Consider the following 20499-nt stretch of genomic DNA (forward strand, 5'->3'; position numbering starts at 1 on the left):
GGTGCGAACGCAGCGCCCACGGCTCCCCTGAAAAACCCGAAAACTACCACCAATTATTGCGCGGTCCAAAAAAAACGCCGCATTGTCGCGCAAACGGTACAGCGTAAGCCGCGCCGCCTGAAAATGGGCGCAATTTTAGCGGGTTATGAGCGTGTGTCTACCCGAAAAAAACCCCGGCGAGCGACACGCTGCGAAGTTGCCGCCGGAGTGAGGGCTGCAGGCCGCCCAGCGCGGGAGCTTCGCGCCGCCTGGCCGGACGCCGCAATGCAGCCGGCTTTACGCCGGCATCGCCCGACGACGCAATGCCGTGCGACGGAGCACAATGGCTGACAGGCGCAGATCGCGACGGCCCGAGCCTCGGTAGCGTGCGTGCGGCCGCCCGCGAGACTCGGCAGCGCGCCGCACGGCTTATCCCGCGCGGCGCGCCGCGTCGCGGGCCGGGGCTCACACCAGCCCCGCGGGCACGGCCCTTGCGGAATCACGCAGTCTTTGACCTCAGGCATCCATGAACACCAATCCGTTCGCGCTGCGCCCTAACCGCCGTCGACGTCTACCCGAAAAAGGACCCGCGCACTGGTTCTCGTTCGTCGGTGCCGGGGCGCTGATCGCGGTCGGCTATATCGATCCTGGCAATTGGGCCACGGCGCTCGGCGCGGGCGCCGGCTATGGCTATCAGTTGCTGGGCATGGTCGTGCTCGCGAGCATGATGGCAATGCTGCTGCAATGGCTGTCGTCGCGCCTCGGCGTCGTAACCGGGCGCGACCTCGCGCAGGTTTGCCGCGAACATTCGGGGCGCCGCCGCACGATCTTTCTGTGGCTGACGAGCGAGGTCGCGATCATCGCCTGCGACGTCGCCGAGGTGGTTGGCAGCGCCGTCGCGCTGCAATTGCTACTGGGAGTGTCGCTGACTGTCGGCGTGCTGATGTCGGCTGTCTGCACATTCGCGCTGCTCGCGCTTCAGCAGAAAGGCGGCCGCAAGCTGGAAGCGGTGATCGCGGCACTGATCGGTTTCGTCGGCTTGTGCTTCGTGATCGAACTGGCGCTCGCGCGACCCGACTGGCATGCGGCGCTGGCGGGCACGGCGCCGAGCGTCGAGCTATTGCGCAACGCGGGGATGGTGTGGCTCGCGGCGGGCATCGTCGGCGCCACGGTGATGCCGCACAACCTCTATTTGCACTCGTCGCTCGTCAAGCATCACGCGCCCGACTGCAGCGACGCGCAGATCAAGGCCGCGTTGCATGTCGTCAATATCGACACCATCGGCTCGCTCCTCTTTGCCTTCGTGATCAATGCGGCGCTGCTGATCGTCGCGGCGGCCGTGTTTCATGCGAGCGGCCATCGCGACGTCACCGATCTCGCAGACGCTCACCGCCTGATTGCGCCGCTGCTGGGCACCCGCTGGGCCGGCATTCTGTTTGCCTCGGCGCTGCTGGCGTGCGGCCTGAGCGCGACCGTGACGGGCACGCTGGCGGGCCAGGCGGTCATGGAGGGCTTCCTGCAACTGCGCCTGCCGCGCTGGAAACGCGCGCTGCTCACGCGTGCGCTGGCGATCGGTCCCGCGCTGGTGGCCGTGACGATGTACGGCCAGGAAGGCTCCAACCAGTTGCTGGTCGCAAGCCAGGTCGTGCTGAGCCTGCAATTGCCGCTGGCGGTCGTACCGTTGATCCGTTACGCATCGGATGCGCGTCTGATGCGCGGCTGGCGAGTGCACGGCGTGGCGCTGGTGCTGGCCTGGCTGTCGGCCACCTTCATCATCATGCTCAATGGAGCGCTGCTCTGGCAGGTCGCGTTCGGCAATTGAGGGCGCCTCGGCTTTGCGCTCCGCTTGTGATGCAAGTTCGCCGACGGTTGCAGTCAACTTGTAAATAATCTTTTAGTATTTCAACCCGTGCGACGCCGCCGATTGCCGTGGCGCCGTGCCGTGCTGCTGCCTGCGGTTGTCGTAGCCGCCCGGCAGCCATTCTTTTGCCACTTCCTCGCCTCTCGCATCGACGCGGCGGCGGAAGCAGGCGCCGCATGATCTCACTCGAGACGCGCCGCGCAGCACTGGATGGCGCGAATCGGTTACAGCATTGCGCGGTGACACTGTGGAGGAGGCAGCGGTGCGTGTGGGTCGCTGTGCTCGTCGATACGCTTGTCGATGTGCAACTGGCTGCACTTTCCGATTCGCTGCACGGCTCGGCGGGTCTCACGCTTCGTATCGGTTAACATAGCGGAACTCCGCTTCCCTGCTGCAAGGTTTCCGATGGCTTCCAATCTCCACGCTCTTCCCGACAGCCCCTGCATCGGCGTGTGTTCCACGCTGTTCGACGACATCTGCAAAGGCTGCGGCCGCACCGCCGGCGAAGTGTCGAACTGGGTTTTCCTCAGCGACGAAGAAAAGCGGGCCGTGTGGGTACGCATCGAGCAGGAAGGCACAGCCATGCGCTTTCAGAACGACAAGCTTTGAAACTTCGCCGGAATAGTCACGCAGAATATTCCGGCGACGTCGCTCGTGGCTCGACGAGAACGCGCAGGTAGTGCCTCGCTCGAGCCAGCAGGATGCGACTAATTGCGACTAGAAGCGCATACCCACACCTAGCCCCACCACCACCGGATCGATGCTTACGCGGCCAAGTGGCTGACCGTTGAGCGACGCGTCCGTATGCATCCAGATTTTCTTGATGTCCGCGTTCACGAAGAACGACTTCGTCACCTGGACGTCGACGCCCGCCTGCAAAGCCGGACCGAAACTGTGATTGCTGATCGACACCGGCTGCGAGCCAACGTGCAGACCGTTGTTGTAGAACAGCGTGTAGTTCAGACCCGCGCCGACATACGGACGCACGCGCCCCGCGTGATTGAAGTGATATTGCAGCAGCAGTGTCGGCGGCAATACGTTCACGCCGCCCAGACCGCCGACGCTCGACGTGAGCTGATGACGCGATGTGCCGAGAATCAATTCGACGCCGAGATAGTCGCGAATCATGTAGGTCAGATCCAGTTCAGGCACGGTCGCGTTGTTGACGCCGACGTTCAGCGCCGACAACGTGCCTGTCGTGTCCACGTTCGGCACGATGCTGATGGCGCGTAGACGCACGAGTACATCGCCGGCGTGAATGCCGCTCAGTGTGTCGTCGCCGGCGGCATGTGCCTGCGGCGCTACCGCGGCCGCGCATAGCAGGCTCGATGCAATGGCGGCGGTCCTGATCCTGTTGAGCGAGAGTTTCATCTACTTCCCCGATTGTTGGTAATGTGCGGGGATTGTCGAAGCTCTCGCCGTGCGGCAAGTTGACTCCCGTCAACCGGGCGAGAAAGCACAGCGCCCTGCGACAGCCGGTCGCGTCACACCGGTCAGCAGCAGTTCGAGCAGGTCGTGCACGCTGCGAATCGCCTGGCCGAACGGCAGCGCTTCTTTACCGCGGAAAAAGAGGCCATTCGCTACGTCGCCACGCAAGGCAGCCGCGAGCCGCGTGTCGATGCAGAAATGGCCGAACTTCTCCACGCCGTCGCGCCAGCCACACACGCTCAGACACTCCAGCGCAGTCGGGCACGCGTGTTTGAGCGCGCCGACCTTGTCGCGAATCCTGCTTTCGTGCCGCAAATAGCGCGTGAGCCATGGCGTTTTCACCGCGCGCGCGGGCAAGCCGGTCACGCTGACGAATTCAACGATATCTTCCGGCGCCGCGTCAGCGAGCACGCGCTTGAAGTTCGGATGCGCGTCGCCTTCCTCGGTCACGGCGAACGGCGTGCCGAGCTGCACACCGTTCGCACCCGCGTTCAGCAGCGCGCGCACGGCCTCATGGCTATTGATGCCGCCCGCGAGGATCAAAGGCACCTGCTTGCGATCGAGCCCGAGAGAGACGAATACGGCGTCGATCTCTTGCAGAATCCGCATGAAGTCGAAGCGCTGATCGTTCATATCGGCGATGTTCGCGACCCCCAGATGCCCGCCCGCGTGCGCCGGATGCTCTATCACGACAGCGTCGGGCAAGCGGCCTTTCTTCATCCACCTTTTCAGCACGAGCCCAACGCCGCGGCTGTCCGACAGGATCGGAATCAGCGCGATATCGTGGCCCTGGGTCATCTCCGGGAGGTCGAGCGGCAGACCCGCGCCCATTACGATTGCGTCGGCGCCGCTTTCGCAAGCCACGCGGACGTAATCGGCCTGCGCGCTGACCGCCTTCATCACGTTGACGGCGATCATGCCGCGGCCTTCGCTGAGCGCCTTCGCCGCGTGGATTTCGCGTGCGAGCGCCGTGAGGTTGGCCTGTTCCAGCGTGGCGTGGTCGGCCGACCGGCTGCAACGCTCGACGAGGTCTGGATGGTGATGGCGCAGATCGATGCTGGCAATGGTGCCGAGCGCGCCCTCGCGTGCGACGCTGCCTGCGAGCCGGTGCGCTGAGATACCGACGCCCATGCCGCCCTGCACGATCGGCAGTAGCGAGCGGCCGCGGATAACTAGCGGTGAAAAGGAGTGAGAGTGGAGCATGACTGATCCGACGGACGATTAGCGAACCGCCGATCATCGTCCGTCGGGCGCAGCCGGGGTTGCGTCAGGTCAAGCAGCGCGCGAATGGGGTTCGCGCGCGCGCCGGTTGCTTGACGCCGGTCATCCGGATCAAACTTTGAATTGCATCGATTTGAGTTCGAGATATTCCTCGAGCCCGTAGACCCCGTTCTCGCGTCCAAAGCCCGATTGCTTGAAGCCGCCGAACGGCGCGGCCATATTCCATGCGCCGCCGTTGATGTCGATCTGACCCGTGCGGATGCGGCGCGCAACACCTTGGGCGCGCTCGTCGCTGCCCGCCCACACCGCGCCGCCTAGTCCATACGGCGAATCGTTGGCAATCCGAATCGCCTCTTCTTCGTCCTTGTAGGTCAGAATGGACAAGACCGGGCCGAAGATTTCCTCTTGTGCGATCGTCGCTTTCGGATGTACCCGGCCGAACACGGTAGGTTTGACGAAGAAGCCTTTCGACACGCCGTCAGGCAGCCCCGCGCCGCCGGTTACGAGCTCGGCGCCTTCCTCGATTCCTTTGGCGATGTATTGCTGCACGCGTGCCTGCTGCGCCGCCGACGCCAATGGCCCGAGGCGTGTTTTCTCGTCGCGTGGATCGCCGGCTGCATATGTCTCGGCCACCTGTTTCGCGAGCGCTCGCGCTTCGTCGTAGCGCGCCTCGGGGACCAGCATGCGTGTGTGCGCGGAGCACGTTTGCCCCGAGTTCAGGAAGCACGCGCTGACGGTGCCTTTCACCGCGGCGGCGAAGTCGGCGTCGTCGAGAATCACCGAGGCCGACTTGCCGCCGAGTTCGAGCGCGACGCGCTTGATCGTCGCCGACGCCAGTTCCGACACACGCTTGCCCGCGCGCGTGGAACCGGTGAACGACACCATATCGACCGATGGATGGCTAGCGAGAATCTCGCCGACGACCGGCCCGTAACCGCTGACGAGATTGAACACGCCGGCGGGCAGCCCGGCTTCGTGGATCGCCTCGGCAAGCACAAAGGCATTCAAAGGCGCGATTTCCGAAGGCTTGAGCACCACCGTGCAACCGGCGGCGAGCGCCGCCGCCACCTTCAGCGTGATCTGATTGAGCGGGTAATTCCATGGCGTGATGGCGGCGACCACGCCGACCGGTTCGCGCACGACGAGCGAATTGCCGACGCGCGTCTCGAATTCGAACTCGCCGGCGAGCTTCGCATACGCGTTCCAGTTGTACACGGGGCTGCCCACCTGAATGGCGCGCGAGAGCTTCAGCGGCATACCTACTTCGCCCGCGATCAGCGCAGCCAGTTCATCGGTGCGCGCTTTCAGGTTTTCGGCAATGCGCCTTAGATACTCGCCGCGCTGCGCGGCGGGCGTCCCGGCCCAGCCGTCGAAGGCCACGCGCGCGGCGGCAATCGCGCTTTCGGCATCGGCTTCGACGCCTTCAGGGATGCGCCCCATGACTTCCTCGGTGCCCGAATCCACCACGTCGATCGTGCCCGTGCCACAGGGCTCAATCCATTTTCCGTCGATATAGAGTTTGTCGTAGGTCTTCATGATGGTCGGCCTCTGTCTGCGGACATTGATCGTCCTATTGTAATCAGCGTCGGGACGAACGCGTCGGCGCGCTGATAGCTATCGCCGTGACAGCAGGTACCGCGTGCGCGGCGGAATCGGCGCCGGACGCGGCGTCTGAAGCCGAACTGGACCTCACGAAGGAGGCCGCGCATCCAGTGGCCGATCTTCTCGCCGGCCTGGGCAACTTCTGCTTCTTTGCACGGCTGCCGCCGGCGAGTCAGAAGTAGCTAAGCACAATCCTGTCATCGGGTCAGCCGCCGGCGAAATGAAAAACGGCGGTCCGACATGCACAGGGCATGCCGAACCGCCGTTCTCGGGAGCCATGTTTCCGGCGGGGCAAATCCGACGGTCGATGGCTTCGCCAACCCTGCTCGTCAGACGCTTACTGCACGCCCTGGCTCAACAGGAAGTCTTCATAATTCCCGCCGAAGTCGTTCAGCGTGCCGTCGGTCTTCACTTCGATAATCCGGTTGGCCAGCCCGCTCACGAACTCGCGGTCGTGCGACACGAAAATCAACGTGCCTTCGAACTTGTCGAGCGCGATTTGCAGCGACTCGATCGATTCCATGTCCATGTGATTGGTCGGCTCGTCCATGAGCAGCACGTTATGGCGGCCCAGCATCAGCTTGCCCCAGATCATGCGGCCCTTCTCGCCGCCCGACAGCACCTTGACCGACTTGCGGATGTCGTCGGCATTGAACAGAAGACGGCCCAGCGTGCCGCGCACCATCTGCTCGTCGTCGCCTTCCTTGCGATAGGAGTCGATCCAGTCCATCAAGGTGACGTCGTTCGGAAACTCTTCGTACGTGTCCTGGGGCATATAGCCGACGTTCGCGTTCTCGGCCCACTTCACCGTGCCGTGATCGAGTTGCAGATTGCCGAGCAACGAGCGCAACAGCGTGGTCTTGCCTGCGCCGTTCTCGCCGATGATTGCGATCCGCTCACCAGGCTGCACGCTGATGCTGAAATTGTTGAAGATCGTGCGCTCGTACTTCTTCGAAATGCTGTCCGCGACCACCGCGATGTTGTGCAGCTTCTTTTCGAACTCGAAGCGAATAAACGGATTCTGCCGCGACGACGGCTTGAATTCCTCGATCTTGATCTTGTCGATCATCTTCAGACGGCTGGTTGCCTGGCGCGCCTTCGACTTGTTCGCGGAGAAGCGGCGCACGAAGTCCTGCAGGTCGGCGACACGCTCCTTGGCCTTCGCATTCGCGTTCTGCTGACGCTCGCGCGCCTGCGTGCTGGCCAGCATGTAGTCGTCGTAATTGCCCGGATAGACCTTCAGCGTGCCGAAGTCCATGTCGGCCATGTGCGTGCAGACCTGGTTCAGGAAGTGCCGATCGTGCGAGATGATGATCATCGTCGAGTTGTACTGGTTGAGCACGTCTTCCAGCCAGCGGATCGAGTTGATGTCCAGGTTGTTGGTCGGCTCGTCGAGCAGCAGCACGTCCGGCTTCGAAAACAGCGCCTGCGCGAGCAGCACGCGCAGCTTCCAGCCAGGCGCGACGTTGCTCATGGGGCCGTTGTGATCCTCAATCGCGATACCGATGCCGAGCAGCAATTCGCCCGCGCGCGCCTCGGCGGTATAGCCGTCGTATTCGGCGAACTTCGCTTCGAGTTCGGCCGCGTGCATGTAGTCGTCGTCGGTCGCGTCGGGGTTCGCGTAGATCGCGTCACGCTCGGTCATGGCGGCCCACATTTCTGCGTGGCCCATCATCACGACGTCGAGCACGCGCACATCTTCATACGCGAACTGGTCCTGGCGCAATTTACCGAGGCGCACGTTCGGCTCGAGCATCACGTTGCCCGAGCTCGGCTCCAGATCGCCGCCCAGGATTTTCATGAACGTGGACTTGCCGCAGCCGTTAGCACCGATCAGGCCATAGCGGTTCCCTCCCCCGAATTTGACCGAGATGTTCTCGAACAGGGGCTTTGGCCCGAATTGCATGGTGATGTTGGCAGTAGACAGCACGGCGCGTCCCTTTGAATGTGATATCGGCGAAAAACCCAATATTTTAGCAGGTTATCGCGAATCTAGCCCGCGCGCGATGCGGTGCCGGCCGGTGACGGCGCGCGGCGTCTGCAAAATGTCGATGAACGCCGAAATCCGGCTCGCCTCGGCCCGTCCGCGCACGGTTCAACACGTTCAGCGGGCGCCAGGCGCGCAGCAAATAGCGGCCATCGGCCCTTCCGGCCTCGTTGAGCGGGCACGCGCCGTGCAACGTCGGATCGTCACGCGACTGACGTTTTACCCGTGCGCGTTACCTATACTTCCTGAACGCCAACGAAGATCAAAGGAGAGACTTCATGTCAGACCACGTCTACAAGCAGATCGAACTGACCGGCTCATCGCCCAAATCGATTGACGACGCCATCAGCACCGCCATTGCGAAGGCGTCGAAAACGTTGCGCAATCTGCACTGGTTCGAAGTGACGGAAACCCGGGGCCAGATCGAAAACGACAAAGTCGCCTTCTGGCAGGTGACGATCAAAGTAGGCTTGCGCATCGACGATTGATGCGGCTAACGCCGGCGACGTGGAGCCGCCGGACGGCGCCCGACTGAAACCGGAAGAGCAGCGTCCGTGGCGGACGCGGCTCCAGCAGTCTTTTCATGCGGCGGCGGCCCGCCGTAACGTTGCGCGTTATTTCGGCAACGAACCGTCCACGCCTTCCACGTACCAGTTCAGGCGCTGCAGTTCCGGATCGGTCAGCGTCTTGCCGGCCGGCACCTTCACCGTGCCGGACTGGTCCTTGATCGGACCGGCGAACACATCCCACTTGCCGCCCGCCAGTTCGTCGCGCTTCGCGGCGACCTTCTTCTGCGCGTCAGCCGGAATCGCCGACGTGTTCAGGTCCTCCAGATCGACGGCCTTCTGCGGAATGCCCCACCACACCGGGTCGTTCTTCCATTTGCCGTCGAGCACCTGCTGGATCGCCGCGTTGTAATACACGCCCCAGTGAGCGACCACCGAACCCAGATGCGCGCTCGGACCGAACTTTTTCATGTCCGAATCCCAGCCGAACGCGTGCACATGTTTCTCGGATGCGGTCGCGAGCGTCGCGCTCGAATCCGTGTTTTGCAACAGCACGTCCGCGCCCTGGCCGATCAGCGTTTCAGCGGCCTGCTTCTCCTTGCCCGGATCGAACCAGCTATTGATCCAGATGACCTTGGTATGCACTTTCGGATTCACCGAGCGCGCGCCGAGGGTGTACGCATTGATGTTGCGAACCACTTCCGGAATCGGCACCGAAGCGACGAAGCCGAGCGTGTTCGTCTTCGTCACGTAACCGGCGGCCACGCCGGCGAGGTACGCGCCTTGGTACATGCGCACGTCGTATGTCCCGAAATTCGGCGCCTTCTTGTACCCGGTCGCGTGCAGGAAAACGGTGTCCGGAAAGTCTTTTGCGACTTTGAGTTCGAAGTCCTGATAGCCGAAGCTCGAACCGATGATGATCTTGTTGCCCTTGTTCGCCAGATCGCGGAATACGCGCTCGGAGTCGGCCGATTCCGGCACGTTCTCAATGCGCGTGATCTTGACCTTGTTGCCGAACTTCGCCTCGGCTTCCTTCGAACCCTGATCGTGCGCGAACGTCCAGCCGGCATCGCCCGGATTGCCGAGATAGACGAACGCCACGCCCGGCGCGTCGGCGGCATGGGCGGCCTGCGGCAGCGACGCAACCAGCCCGAGCGACGCCGCGCCCCAGGCAAAAGCGGTCAGCAGATTTCTTCTCTTCATGTTTTCTCCTGTCGTGTTTATCGATTGATTTGAGATTCGGGGAGCACTTGCAGACGGTGCTGACGATGCCGACGATCCTTAGCCTGCCGAGAAAAACGGCTTGCCAAGCGATGCCGGCGCATTCAGGCGGATCGTGTTCGGGTTGCGCGAGATCAGCACGAGCACGACGACCGTCGCGACGTACGGCAGCATCGCGAGGAATTGCGTCGGCACCGGCACGCCGATCGCCTGCGCGTAGAACTGCAGGCCGGTCACGGCGCCGAACAGCAGCGCGCCGATCAGCAGGCGCCCCGGGCGCCACGTCGCGAATACGACAAGCGCGAGCGCGATCCAGCCTCGCCCCGATGTGAGTTGCTCCTGCCAGAGGTGCAGATTGACAATCGAATAATAGCCGCCGGCCAGTCCCGCCATGCCGCCGCCGAATGCGACCGCGCCATAGCGCACGCCCACCACCGGGAAGCCAACCGAATGCGCGACCTGCGGCGACTCGCCGACCGAGCGCAGCACGAGCCCCGCGCGCGTGCGATAGAGGAACCAGCCGATTACCGCGAACATCAAGAACGCGAGGTAATCGAGCGGCGTGAGACTGAAAAGCGCGGGACCGAGCACCGGAATCTTCGAGAGACCCGGAATGGTCCACGTGTCGATGGTCGCGCGTACCGCCGCCGACGTGTACGGCTTGCCGACATACGCGGAAAGGCCGATGCCGAAAATCGTCAGAGACAGACCCGTGGCGACCTGGTTGGCGAGCATGGTCAGCGTGAGAAACGCGAACAGCAGCGACATGGCGAGGCCCGCGCCGATCGCGGCGAGCACCCCGAGCCAGGGGCTGCCTGTGATCGCAGTAACCGCGTAGCCGGTCACGGCGCCCATCAGCATCATGCCCTCCACGCCGAGATTGAGAACGCCCGACTTTTCGGTGACGAGTTCACCCGCGCCCGCGAACATCAGCGGAATCGCGGCGGTGACGGCGCTCGAAGTGAGCGCGCTGGCTTGTTGAATATCCATGGATTGCGGCAACGAAGCGGTAGACGGGTCAGTGGGCTTGCGCGGCAACGGAGCGCCGGCGTACGCGGTAATTTACGAACAGATCGGCGCCGAGCAGGCAGAACAGCAGCAGTCCCTGGAACACGCCTGAGAGCGCCTGCGGCAACTGCATCGAAGTCTGCACTGCTTCGCCGCCGAGATACAGCAACGCCATCAGCAGGCTTGCGAGCACGATGCCGACAGGATGCAGCCGTCCGACGAACACGACGATGATTGCCGTGAAGCCGTAACCCGGCGACCACGTCGCCTGCAACTGGCCGATAGGCCCGGCGATCTCGCCCATGCCCGCGAGGCCCGCGAGTCCGCCGCTGATCAGAAGCGACATCCAGATAGTTTTCTTATCGGAGAAGCCTGCATAACGGGCGGCAAGCGGCGCAAGACCGCCGACGTTCATCCGGTAACCGGCAAAGCTTTTGCGCATGAAGAGCCAGACGAGCGGAATCGCAATCAGCGTGACGAATACCGACGCATTCAGACGCGTGCCGCGCAGCCATTTCCAGTGCCAGTCGCCGTAAAACGTCGGATAGAGGGCATCGCCGCTGAACATTTCCGACAGCGGAAAATTCATGCCCTGCGGATCGCGCCAAGGGCCGCTCACCAGATAGATCAGCAGTTGCGTGGCCACGTAGGTGAGCATGAGGCTCACGAGAATCTCGTTGGTGTTGAAACGGCTTTTCAGCAGCGCGGGAATCGCCGCCCACAACATGCCGCCGATCACGCCGGCGATCATCATGAGAGGCAGAATCCACCAGCCGGTCGCCTGATCGAAATAGATCGCGACGCCGCTCGCGGCAATGCCGCCGAGCAGCATCTGCCCTTCCGCGCCGATGTTCCACACATTCGCGCGATATCCGATCGCAAGCCCGAGACCGATCAGGCACAACGGAGATGCCTTGAGCAGAAGCTCCGACCAGCCGTTCACGCTCGACAGCGGTTCGATGAAGAACGCGTGCATCGCTTGCAGCGGGTCGCGGCCGACGAGGCCGAAAATCACAAAGCCGATGGCGAGTGTGAGCAATGCCGCGATCAGCGGCACGGCGAGCTGCATGGTGCGCGAGGGCGTCGTGCGCGCTTCGAGTCGATACGGAAGAATCATGGGTAGCGTGTGTTTTTTTGGTTCCAGTAACGGACGCGGAGATGGATACCGCGCGATACAGCGAGATACTGCGGCTCAAACATGCGCCGGCTGTTCCGCTGAAGGCGCCGTGCCCTCGCGGCCACCGAAAAGGCCCGCCATCCAGCGGCCGATTTCCTCGGCGTTGGTCGCGCCGGTGGCGCGTACCGGCGAGAGCCTGCCGCCCGCGAGCACCGCAATGCGATCGCAGATGTCGAACAGTTCTTCGAGTTCCTCGGAAATCACGAGGATCGCCACGCCGCTTGCCGACAGATCGAGCAACTGCTGGCGAATGAAGGCCGCCGCGCCGACGTCGACGCCCCAGGTAGGTTGCGCGACCACCAGCACCTTCGGCGCCTGCAGAATCTCGCGGCCCATGATGTACTTCTGCAGATTGCCACCCGACAGGCTTTGCGCGAGCGCCTCGGAGCCGCCGCATCGTACATCGAAGGCTTCAATGCAGCGCCGGGCAAATGCACGCATCGCGCCCGAGTTGATCCAGCCCGAGTTGACCATCTTCTGACGATGCGCGGTGAGCAGCGCGTTTTCGGACAGCGTCATTGCTGGCACGGCACCCCGGCCCAGGCGCTCTTCCGGCACGAAGCCGAAGCCGAGCGCACGCCGGCCGCCCGCGCCAAGCCGCCCCGCGGGCTTGCCGCATATCGTGACGGCGTCCGCTCGCAGGCCGCGCTTCTCGCCTGAGAGCGCCGACAGCAGTTCCGCCTGACCGTTGCCCGAGACGCCGGCAATGCCGAAGATCTCGCCCGCGTGAACGGCGAACGACACGTTCTCGAGCGACGTGCCGAACGGGTCGTCGCTCGTCACCGACAACGCCTTCACATCGAGCAGCACCGCGCCCGGATTGTGCTCGCGACGCGTGTAGTCGGGCAGCGAATGGCCGACCATCAACTGCGCGAGCGACGCATGCGTTTCCTCTTTCGGCTTCACGTGGCCGGTGACACGGCCGCCGCGCATCACCGTCGCCGTGTCGCACAGTTCCTGGATTTCGTCGAGCTTGTGGCTGATGTAGAGAATGCTGCAGCCCTCGGCCGCGAGCCGCCGCAGCGTCGCGAAGAGTTTGCGCACCGCTTGCGGCGTGAGCACGGACGTGGGTTCGTCCATGATCAGCAAACGCGGGTTCTGCAGCAGGCAGCGCACGATTTCGACGCGCTGCCGCTCGCCCACGGTCAGGCTGTGCACGTGACGCTGCGGGTCGATGTCGAGGCCGTAGTCGGCGGAGACTTCGCGGATGCGTTTCGAAAGCGCTTTGAGATCGAAGGGTTCGTCGAGTGCAAGCGCAATGTTTTCGCCGACCGTGAGCGTTTCGAACAGCGAAAAGTGCTGAAAGACCATGCCGATGCCGAGCTTGCGCGCCGCCGCGGGGCTCGCGATCTCGACCGCTTCGCCTTCCCATTGAATCTCTCCGGCATCGGGCCGCACCGCGCCGTAGATCACCTTCATCAGCGTGCTCTTGCCCGCGCCGTTCTCGCCGAGCACGGCGTGGATCTCGCCCGGCGCGACGATCAGCGTGACGTCGTCGTTGGCCCGCACGGCGGGATATTGTTTGGTGATGCCTTTGAGCATCAACCGGGGCGCCGCCTGTTCCGGCCTCGTTGCCGGCTGCGCGGCGGCGCCGTCGCTATAGAAAGAGTCGCTCATGTGATTCCGTAGTGCGTCGGTGACTGCGGTTGCTGCGCGGTCGTCCACCTTGCCGGCGGGCGATCCGTCACCACAACCGGATGACAATACCTAATTCGACCCGCTCAGTCGAGCCGCCAAAATTCCCGCAAACCCGCGCCACAGCAAGCTCTGCGGGTATGTCTCTCTTGACGCCGTTTTTCGTTCATATTAAAACGCATATACCCACGCCCCCATTCGATCAGCCAGAACATATATTTCGGAGAAGTCATGAGTCAGCAACGCGAGGCGATCGATACCTACCTTCTGCGCGTCTTGCACACCTTGTTGATGGAACGCAGCGTCACGCGCGCGGCCGTCAAACTGAACCAGTCGCAACCCGCTATCAGCGCCGCGCTGCGCCGGTTGCGCGACATTACCGGCGACCCGCTGCTCGTGCGCGGCAAATCCGGCATGGTGCCCACCGAATACGGCCTGCGCCTCCTCGAACCGGTGCAGAACGCGCTGCGCGAGATCGAACGCATCAAGTTCCAGCAACACAATTTCGACCCGGCCACTTCCATTCGCTGCTACCGCATCGGCTGCCCGGACTACCTGAACGTGCTGTTCGTGCCGACGGTGGTCGAGCGGTTTCGCCAGGCGGCGCCGAACGCGACGCTCGAGTTTCACTCGCTCGGTCCCGCGTTCGACTACGAACTCGCGCTCGAAGACGGCAAGCTCGACATTGTCGTGGGCAACTGGCCCGAGCCGCCCGAGCAGCTACATTTGTCGAACCTGTTCGTCGATCAGATCGTCTGCCTGATGAGCAATGCACATCCGTTCGCCAAACGCGGCGGGCTCACGCTCGACCAATACCTGAACGCCCCGCATCTCGCGCCTACTCCGTACTCGGTGGGTCAGCGCGGTGCGATCGACGTGCACCTCGCGCGCGAGCGGCTCAAACGCCACGTGGTCGTCACGCTGCCGTACTTCAATCTCGCGCCATACGTGCTGATCAAGTCCGACCTGATCTTCACGACAACGCGCCTCTTCGCCGATTACTACGCCAAGTTCCTGCCGCTGACCGTGGTGCCCGCGCCGCTCGACTTTCCGCCGATGCAGTACTACCAGCTGTGGCACGAGCGCGTGCATTACTCCGATGAAGTGCGCTGGCTGCGCAGCCTCGTCGCCGAAGCGACCAGGACATTGATCGACAAGCCTTGAGCCTTGAGACGTTAGGCGTTTGACCACTGGCGGCGCTTGCGTGTGTGATTGTGCGCAGGCGCCGCGACGCTTCATGTCATGCCGCCGCTTCGTAAAGCGTCTTTGCCAGGCGGTTATGCCGCTCGATCACCGGACCGAGTTCGAGCGTCGCCAGCTGTCCGTCCCTCACGACGACGTTGCCTCCAATCACGCTATGGCTTACCTGCGACGGCGCGCAGAACACCAGCGCCGCGACCGGGTCGTGCAATGCGCCGGCAAAGAGCGGCTGACGCAAATCGAACGACACGAAGTCCGCCGCCATGCCCGGTGCGAGCGCGCCAATGTCGTCGCGGTTCAGCACCTTCGCGCCGCCGAGCGTGGCGATCTCCAGCGCTTCGCGGGCCGTCATCGCGTCCGGGCCAAAACCGACTCGCTGCAACAGCAACGCCTGGCGCACTTCGGCGACCATCTGCGCGCCGTCGTTCGACGCCGAGCCGTCCACCCCCAAACCCACCGGCACGCCCGCAAGCCGCATCCGCTTGATGGGCGCAATACCCGACGCGAGCCGCATATTCGAGCACGGACAATGCGCGACACCCGTGCCGGTACGCGCGAACAGTTCGATGCCCGCGTCGTCGAGTTGCACGCAGTGCGCATGCCACACATCGCGCCCGACCCAGCCGAGGTCTTCGGCATACTGTGCGGGTGTCATGCCGAACTTCTCCTGGCTATACGCGACGTCGTTCGTGTTTTCGGCGAGGTGCGTATGCAGAGACACATCGTATTGCCGCGCCATCGCGGCCGACTCTCGCATCAGATCGCGGCTCACTGAAAACGGCGAGCATGGCGCGACGACGACGCGCAGCATCGCGTAACGCCCTTCGTCGTGATACGTCTCGATGAGGCGTTGCGTGTCCTTCAATATGTCCGCTTCACGCTCGACCACCGAATCGGGCGGCAAGCCGCCGTCTTTCTGTCCCACGCTCATGCTGCCGCGCGCCGCATGAAAACGCATGCCTATGCTGCGCGCCGCGGCGATGCTGTCGTCGAGCCGGCTGCCGTTCGGATAGATATACAGATGGTCGCTCGACGTCGTGCAACCGGACAGCAACAACTCGGCCATTGCCGTCAACGTGGAGACTTCGATCATCTCCGGTGTGAGATTCGCCCACACTTTGTAGAGGCTCGTGAGCCAGCCGAACAACTCGGCGTTCTGCGCGGCCGGAATCGCGCGCGTCAGGCTTTGATACATGTGGTGATGCGTGTTCACGAGTCCGGGAATCACCAGATGCCCGCGCATGTCCAGCACCTCGTCGGCGGTTTCCGGCAAATCCGCTGTCGGCCCTACGGCGACAATGCGGTTGTCCTCGATATAGAGACCGCCGTCGCGCAGTTCGCGCCGTGCGCCGTCCATCGTGACGAGCACGTCTGCGTGCTTGACCAGCATTGTTCTGTTCGGCTTGCCCGTTTGTTGTGCTGCGTGTTCCATCGTCATCCGTTTCTCCGCCTGATTGCTTCCGTGCAAAGTCGTCCGAACGCGATGTGACGGCGCGTAAGCCGCGCCGCCGCGTCCCGTCGAACGCCGTTGGCCCGGTTACGCCGCCGCGTCCCGTCGAACGCCGTTGGCCCGGTTACCCAGCGTATTGCGCCGTCTTCGGGACGTGTGCCGCGCTCAAAGCCTCTCAGCCTTCCCGTTGCTGCGGCGCACAGGCGTAACCTTCGGCCGTCAAAATAACGCTGACAACACGCGCCGTTGCGATAACCATCTTCAGGCTGCCGATATAGTGGGGCATTTTTGACGCCGGTACGATCGAACGGAAGTGCTATGCGCTGCAACGGCTGCGCGAGATTGCTCGCTGCGCCTTTCGGCAGACCGTCCGTCATGCGCCAGCTATTATCTTTCTTATCGCGCCCGCGCTGGACGGAACAACTTTCTACAATGGCTGCAACGGCGCTCGCTTCAATTCGCCGACGGGTATGTAGCCACTGACGTGGAGCCTCGATCCGCCGCAAACGTATCTGGATCGGGCTGCCGCCGAAACCTCGCAAACACACAAGGAAAATTGCGAATGGGAAAGCTCACTACCCATGTGCTCGACACCGCGAACGGTCGTCCCGGCGCGGGCATCAAGGTCGAACTCTTCGCGCTCGCGGGCGACACGCGCCGCGCGCTGAAAACCACCATCACCAATGACGACGGCCGCTGCGACGAACCGTTGCTGCAAGGCGACGCGCTCGTTGCAGGCGAGTACGAACTGGTGTTCGCCGCCGGCGACTACTTCGCTTCGATCGGTACCAAGGTACCCGAGCCGCGTTTCGTGGACCGCGTCGTGTTGCGCTTCGGCGTCGCCGACGCCGCTGCGCACTATCACGTGCCCTTGCTCGTGTCGCCTTGGTCTTACAGCACGTATCGCGGCAGTTGACAGGTATCGCCGAACGGCGCCGCTCATTAACCCCTAACAACAACGACGTCGTGCGAACTGAGCGCACCGCGTCTTTCACCCCGCAGTCCGCGCGGTGACGCTCTGCCCGCCCTCGTCTATCGGCCGGGTGCAAAAAGGCGTCGAACGTCGCCGCGCGTACAACGAATCAGAAGTGGAGGAGTTTCATGGAAGGCTTTATCACCGACTGGTTGAACCTTGCGATTCGCTGGTTCCACGTCGTCGCCGCGATTGCATGGATCGGCGAGTCGTTCTATTTCGTCGCGCTCGACAACAGCCTGAAGCCGCCGCACGACCCGAACCAGCGCAAGCGCGGTGTGTTCGGCGAACTGTGGCACGTACACGGCGGCGGCTTCTACAACATGCAGAAGTACACCGTCGCGCCGCCTGAAATGCCCGACGATCTGCACTGGTCGAAGTGGCCGTCTTATACCACGTGGCTGTCGGGCTTCGGTCTCTTCACCGTGCTGTATCTGTTTTCTCCGTCCACGTATCTGATCGACAAGAATGTGCTCGATATGGGACCGGTGGTTGCCGTCGCGTCGGCGCTCGGCTTTCTGGCTGCGGGCTGGATCGTGTACGACTCGTTGTGCCGCATTCTCGGCAACAAGGACAAGGTACTCGGCATCTGCGTCGGCGTGTACGTGCTGATCGCGGCCTGGCTTGCCTGTCACATCTTTGCGGGGCGCGCGGCGTATCTGATCATGGGCGCGATGCTGGCGACGATCATGTCGGCCAACGTGTTCTTCGTGATCATCCCCGGCCAGCGCAAGATGGTCGACGCGATGCTCAAGGGCGACACGCCGAACCCGATCTACGGCAAGCGTGGCAAACAGCGCTCGGTGCACAACACGTATTTCACGTTGCCGGTGGTGTTCGCGATGCTGTCGAATCACTACGCGATGACCTACACGCATCCCTACAACTGGGCGGTGCTGGTGGTCATCATGCTGGCCGGCGCGCTGATCCGTCAGTTCTTCGTCATGCGTCATCGCGGCCAGGTGCTGTGGTATCTGCCGCTCGCCGGCATTGCGCTGATGTTCGGCGCGCTCTTCTGGACCATGCCGAAGCCGATGGTGCCGCAAGCCCAGGCGGCCAACGCGCCGACGCTGAAAGTGGCCGACATTGCACCAGTGCTGCAGCAGCGCTGCGTGGCATGTCACTCCGCGCATCCCACGATGATGGGCAGCGCCCCCGCCGGCGTGCTGCTCGATACGCCGGATGAAATCTCGCAGAACGCACAGCGGATCTATCAGCAGGCAGTGACGCTGAAGGCGATGCCGCTTGGCAACGTGACCCACATGACCGACGACGAACGGATGAAGATCGCTGCCTGGTTCCAGGGTGGCGCGGCAAAATAGTCGAACTCTGGCCTCTGCTCGGCTAGGTGTAGTCGAGCGTCACGAAGCGGGCTTTTCGCGGGAGCGGAAAGCCCGCTTTTTATTGGCTGGTTTCTATCTCTTTGCCGGTTGCCGGTTGCCGGTTGCCGGGACTACGTGCGCATGGATAGCGGGCTCGCCTGCAACGCTGAGGGTTGCTCCGGCAGCGCGGCAGGAGGACGTCGTTCGTTTCGGCCTTGCACTCATCCCGCGCGTGCAGGCGGGACGTACATGTAGGGACGCACTACGCCAGGCTACGCACGCAAGAACGCTGGCATTGCAAAAGCAAAAAGCCCACGGCGTTGCTGCCGTGGGCTTTCTGAACATCGGCGGGTCCTCGCGCCGAAGCACGAACCTTAAACCGTCACCGCGCTCAATGCATCTTCAGTCAGCCAGAGCGACTCCGTCAGATCCTGCTCGTTCAGATTAAGGCCCTCCCCGCCACGATCCACGACAATGAAGTCGCTCACATCGCCCAACGCAATCAGCGGATGGTGCCACACGCCTTTCGCGTAATTGACGCCTTGCCAGCCGCTCGTCACGAAGGCGCGGATTTTCGATTCGTCGAGCTCGCCTGCCGGCGCGACCACCACCAGATACGGCTTGTCGTTCAGCGGCACGAACGCCTGGCTGCCGAGCGGATGGCGTTCGAGCATCTTCACCTCGAACGGCAGCACGCGCGGCTGTCCACGAAACAGGTTCACGAGCGCGCGGCCGTTCTCGTCGGTCACGTCCACTTTGGCCAGATCGTGATAACGGATCGTCGTGCCGAGGTTGATCGGAATCTGCTTCGCGCCTTCGAGTTCGATCACATCGCCAAAGGCGGCGAACGATTCTTTCGTCAGCGGTTCGATTGCAAGCGTCTTCATGATGCGAGCGTGCCCCACAGGCGCAAACGCGACACGCCGCCGTCCGGAATGATGTTGAAGCGCACGTGCGTGACCGGCCCGAGCGCGGCGATCTCGCTTTCGAAGTAATGCTGCTTGTCCATTTGCAGCTTCTGCTCGCCGAGCAGCACAGGCCAGAACATTGCTTGCGTGATCAGCGAACTGTCGGTGCCACCGGTTACATATGCGGCCTGAATCGAGCAGCGGTCGGGATAATTGCCCTTGAAGTGCGCAGTGTCGACTTCGATCTTCGAAATGACGCCCGGTTGTGCAAGCGCGACGATCGCCCAATCGTTGCCGGGTTCGCGGCGGCGCCGCGTTTCCCAGCCGTCGCCCATATTGACGCCGCGGCCTGGCATCAGAATGGTCGACGCCGCGCCGAAGTGCTGGTTATTCGCCGCGACCAGGTACGCGCCGTTTTCCATCGCGGCGAGGTCGAACTGTTCCGTGCGGCTCGCGCCGGACCAGTCGACTTGCGGCTGACCGTACACGCGCAGACGCGCGATGCCGCCGTCCGGGTAGATGTTCACGCGCAGGTGCGTATACGCGTTTGCGTCGCTCACGTCGAGGTAGTGGTGGCTGTTGCCTTGCAACGTGGTGGACGGAACGATCTCGGTCCATTGCGTCGACTGGTTCGGCACGCCGTCCACCACGCGCGCCGCTTCCACCGACGCCGCTGGCGGAAAGTTACCCGTGAAGTGGCTCGTGTCGAGGTCGAGCCCCTTGATCACGCCGGGGCGCGCCAGCTTGACGATGCACCAGTCGTAGCCACTCACACGTTTGCGGCGCGTTTCCCAGCCGTCCATCCACTTGCCGTGTTCGTCGTACTTGCCCGGAATGAAGACGGCCGGCTCCGGGTTCAGCATGCGCTCCTTCGGGGCGAAGAAGTCGTCGCTGGCCTCGAGCGCCTGCGCGCCCAGGCGCGGGTCCGCCAGGTTCACGTAGCGGCGCGTGAATTCGGGTGCGTTGGGATCGAGAATCGGGAGTGCCATCTGTGTCTTCCTTGATGTTTGTTAGTGCCAGA

At 63.1% G+C, this 20499-nt stretch carries 19 protein-coding genes; 8 read left to right on the forward strand and 11 right to left on the reverse strand.

Going from position 1 to position 20499, the window contains the following annotated elements:
• The first annotated feature begins 505 nt into the window (after positions 1-505).
• The 3 genes from OH764_RS09390 (at position 506) to OH764_RS09400 (ending at position 2449) form a co-directional block, all read left to right on the forward strand.
• Entirely contained in the window at positions 506-1801 is a 1296-nt protein-coding gene (locus OH764_RS09390; protein ID WP_498846586.1) for a divalent metal cation transporter, read from the forward strand.
• A 215-nt stretch (positions 1802-2016) separates the two neighbouring features.
• A complete protein-coding gene (locus tag OH764_RS09395) occupies positions 2017-2208 on the forward strand; it encodes a hypothetical protein (protein ID WP_498846587.1) in 192 nt (63 codons plus the stop codon).
• Positions 2209-2245: 37 nt separating this feature from the next.
• The gene (locus tag OH764_RS09400; protein ID WP_020070188.1) at positions 2246-2449 is read left to right on the forward strand and encodes a DUF1289 domain-containing protein; all 204 of its coding nucleotides are present in this window, start codon (positions 2246-2248) and stop codon (positions 2447-2449) included.
• A gap of 108 nt (positions 2450-2557) precedes the next feature.
• Here OH764_RS09400 and OH764_RS09405 read toward each other — a convergent pair whose 3' ends face one another.
• From OH764_RS09405 to OH764_RS09415, 3 genes are all read right to left on the reverse strand, one after another.
• Positions 2558-3211 carry an OmpW/AlkL family protein gene (locus OH764_RS09405; RefSeq protein ID WP_087753193.1) on the reverse strand — a complete coding sequence of 218 codons (654 nt, stop codon included), beginning with the start codon at positions 3209-3211 and terminating at the stop codon, positions 2558-2560.
• Between the two features lie 69 nt (positions 3212-3280).
• On the reverse strand, positions 3281-4471 hold the full coding sequence (locus OH764_RS09410; RefSeq protein WP_498846588.1) for an NAD(P)H-dependent flavin oxidoreductase: 1191 nt from the start codon (positions 4469-4471) through the stop codon (positions 3281-3283).
• Positions 4472-4600: 129 nt separating this feature from the next.
• On the reverse strand, positions 4601-6025 hold the full coding sequence (locus tag OH764_RS09415; protein WP_498846589.1) for an aldehyde dehydrogenase family protein: 1425 nt from the start codon (positions 6023-6025) through the stop codon (positions 4601-4603).
• 86 nt (positions 6026-6111) lie between these two features.
• On the opposite strand from OH764_RS09415, the gene OH764_RS09420 reads away from it, so the two are divergent.
• Positions 6112-6273, forward strand: a complete 162-nt coding sequence (locus tag OH764_RS09420) for a hypothetical protein (RefSeq protein ID WP_498846590.1) — start codon at positions 6112-6114, stop codon at positions 6271-6273.
• Positions 6274-6428: 155 nt separating this feature from the next.
• Here OH764_RS09420 and OH764_RS09425 read toward each other — a convergent pair whose 3' ends face one another.
• Positions 6429-8021, reverse strand: coding sequence for an ABC-F family ATPase (locus OH764_RS09425; RefSeq protein ID WP_498846591.1), 1593 nt, complete (start codon positions 8019-8021; stop codon positions 6429-6431).
• 335 nt (positions 8022-8356) lie between these two features.
• Between OH764_RS09425 and OH764_RS09430 the strand changes: the two genes are divergently transcribed.
• Complete coding sequence (locus OH764_RS09430) at positions 8357-8566, forward strand: dodecin (RefSeq protein ID WP_020070181.1); 210 nt, start codon at positions 8357-8359, stop codon at positions 8564-8566.
• A gap of 126 nt (positions 8567-8692) precedes the next feature.
• Here OH764_RS09430 and OH764_RS09435 read toward each other — a convergent pair whose 3' ends face one another.
• From OH764_RS09435 to OH764_RS09450, 4 genes are all read right to left on the reverse strand, one after another.
• Positions 8693-9787 (reverse strand): BMP family ABC transporter substrate-binding protein, encoded by a 1095-nt coding sequence (locus OH764_RS09435; protein ID WP_498846592.1) that lies wholly within the window; start codon positions 9785-9787, stop codon positions 8693-8695.
• Between the two features lie 78 nt (positions 9788-9865).
• Entirely contained in the window at positions 9866-10795 is a 930-nt protein-coding gene (locus tag OH764_RS09440) for an ABC transporter permease (RefSeq protein WP_020070179.1), read from the reverse strand.
• Between the two features lie 28 nt (positions 10796-10823).
• Complete coding sequence (locus OH764_RS09445; protein WP_087753198.1) at positions 10824-11930, reverse strand: ABC transporter permease; 1107 nt, start codon at positions 11928-11930, stop codon at positions 10824-10826.
• Between the two features lie 75 nt (positions 11931-12005).
• A complete protein-coding gene (locus OH764_RS09450; RefSeq protein WP_458049940.1) occupies positions 12006-13607 on the reverse strand; it encodes an ABC transporter ATP-binding protein in 1602 nt (533 codons plus the stop codon).
• Positions 13608-13856: 249 nt separating this feature from the next.
• Here OH764_RS09450 and OH764_RS09455 point away from each other — a divergent pair, with 249 nt between their 5' ends.
• Positions 13857-14789, forward strand: coding sequence for a LysR substrate-binding domain-containing protein (locus tag OH764_RS09455; protein WP_007181594.1), 933 nt, complete (start codon positions 13857-13859; stop codon positions 14787-14789).
• A 76-nt stretch (positions 14790-14865) separates the two neighbouring features.
• Here the strand turns inward: OH764_RS09455 and OH764_RS09460 are convergent, their stop codons facing one another.
• Positions 14866-16263 (reverse strand): amidohydrolase family protein, encoded by a 1398-nt coding sequence (locus tag OH764_RS09460; RefSeq protein WP_498846593.1) that lies wholly within the window; start codon positions 16261-16263, stop codon positions 14866-14868.
• Between the two features lie 574 nt (positions 16264-16837).
• Between OH764_RS09460 and uraH the strand changes: the two genes are divergently transcribed.
• Both uraH and OH764_RS09470 read left to right on the forward strand, forming a co-directional pair.
• Positions 16838-17191, forward strand: a complete 354-nt coding sequence (gene uraH, locus OH764_RS09465) for a hydroxyisourate hydrolase (RefSeq protein ID WP_498846594.1) — start codon at positions 16838-16840, stop codon at positions 17189-17191.
• A 185-nt stretch (positions 17192-17376) separates the two neighbouring features.
• Positions 17377-18570: a urate hydroxylase PuuD gene (locus OH764_RS09470; protein ID WP_087753202.1), complete on the forward strand. Its 1194-nt coding sequence runs from the start codon at positions 17377-17379 to the stop codon at positions 18568-18570.
• Between the two features lie 374 nt (positions 18571-18944).
• Here OH764_RS09470 and OH764_RS09475 read toward each other — a convergent pair whose 3' ends face one another.
• Entirely contained in the window at positions 18945-19457 is a 513-nt protein-coding gene (locus tag OH764_RS09475; RefSeq protein WP_408171677.1) for an ureidoglycolate lyase, read from the reverse strand.
• Positions 19454-20467, reverse strand: coding sequence for an allantoicase (gene alc / locus OH764_RS09480; protein WP_498846595.1), 1014 nt, complete (start codon positions 20465-20467; stop codon positions 19454-19456). The genes OH764_RS09475 and alc overlap by 4 nt, the downstream gene beginning before the upstream one ends.
• Between the last annotated feature and the right edge of the window lie 32 nt (positions 20468-20499).

This window comes from Burkholderia sp. M6-3, assembly GCF_050858985.1.
GTDB classification, from domain to species: Bacteria; Pseudomonadota; Gammaproteobacteria; order Burkholderiales; family Burkholderiaceae; genus Paraburkholderia; species Paraburkholderia caledonica.

Bases quoted from the DNA above. Each gene is read 5' to 3' on its own strand.
- OH764_RS09405 (WP_087753193.1), bottom strand. From the start codon at position 3,211: ATGAAACTCTCGCTCAACAGGATCAGGACCGCCGCCATTGCATCGAGC.
- OH764_RS09415 (WP_498846589.1), bottom strand. From the start codon at position 6,025: ATGAAGACCTACGACAAACTCTATATCGACGGAAAATGGATTGAGCCC.
- alc (WP_498846595.1), bottom strand. From the start codon at position 20,467: ATGGCACTCCCGATTCTCGATCCCAACGCACCCGAATTCACGCGCCGC.
- OH764_RS09440 (WP_020070179.1), bottom strand. From the start codon at position 10,795: ATGGATATTCAACAAGCCAGCGCGCTCACTTCGAGCGCCGTCACCGCC.
- OH764_RS09475 (WP_408171677.1), bottom strand. From the start codon at position 19,457: ATGAAGACGCTTGCAATCGAACCGCTGACGAAAGAATCGTTCGCCGCC.
- OH764_RS09390 (WP_498846586.1), top strand. From the start codon at position 506: ATGAACACCAATCCGTTCGCGCTGCGCCCTAACCGCCGTCGACGTCTA.
- OH764_RS09400 (WP_020070188.1), top strand. From the start codon at position 2,246: ATGGCTTCCAATCTCCACGCTCTTCCCGACAGCCCCTGCATCGGCGTG.
- OH764_RS09445 (WP_087753198.1), bottom strand. From the start codon at position 11,930: ATGATTCTTCCGTATCGACTCGAAGCGCGCACGACGCCCTCGCGCACC.
- OH764_RS09435 (WP_498846592.1), bottom strand. From the start codon at position 9,787: ATGAAGAGAAGAAATCTGCTGACCGCTTTTGCCTGGGGCGCGGCGTCG.
- OH764_RS09395 (WP_498846587.1), top strand. From the start codon at position 2,017: ATGATCTCACTCGAGACGCGCCGCGCAGCACTGGATGGCGCGAATCGG.
- OH764_RS09455 (WP_007181594.1), top strand. From the start codon at position 13,857: ATGAGTCAGCAACGCGAGGCGATCGATACCTACCTTCTGCGCGTCTTG.
- uraH (WP_498846594.1), top strand. From the start codon at position 16,838: ATGGGAAAGCTCACTACCCATGTGCTCGACACCGCGAACGGTCGTCCC.
- OH764_RS09430 (WP_020070181.1), top strand. From the start codon at position 8,357: ATGTCAGACCACGTCTACAAGCAGATCGAACTGACCGGCTCATCGCCC.
- OH764_RS09450 (WP_458049940.1), bottom strand. From the start codon at position 13,607: ATGAGCGACTCTTTCTATAGCGACGGCGCCGCCGCGCAGCCGGCAACG.
- OH764_RS09410 (WP_498846588.1), bottom strand. From the start codon at position 4,471: ATGCTCCACTCTCACTCCTTTTCACCGCTAGTTATCCGCGGCCGCTCG.
- OH764_RS09470 (WP_087753202.1), top strand. From the start codon at position 17,377: ATGGAAGGCTTTATCACCGACTGGTTGAACCTTGCGATTCGCTGGTTC.
- OH764_RS09460 (WP_498846593.1), bottom strand. From the start codon at position 16,263: ATGACGATGGAACACGCAGCACAACAAACGGGCAAGCCGAACAGAACA.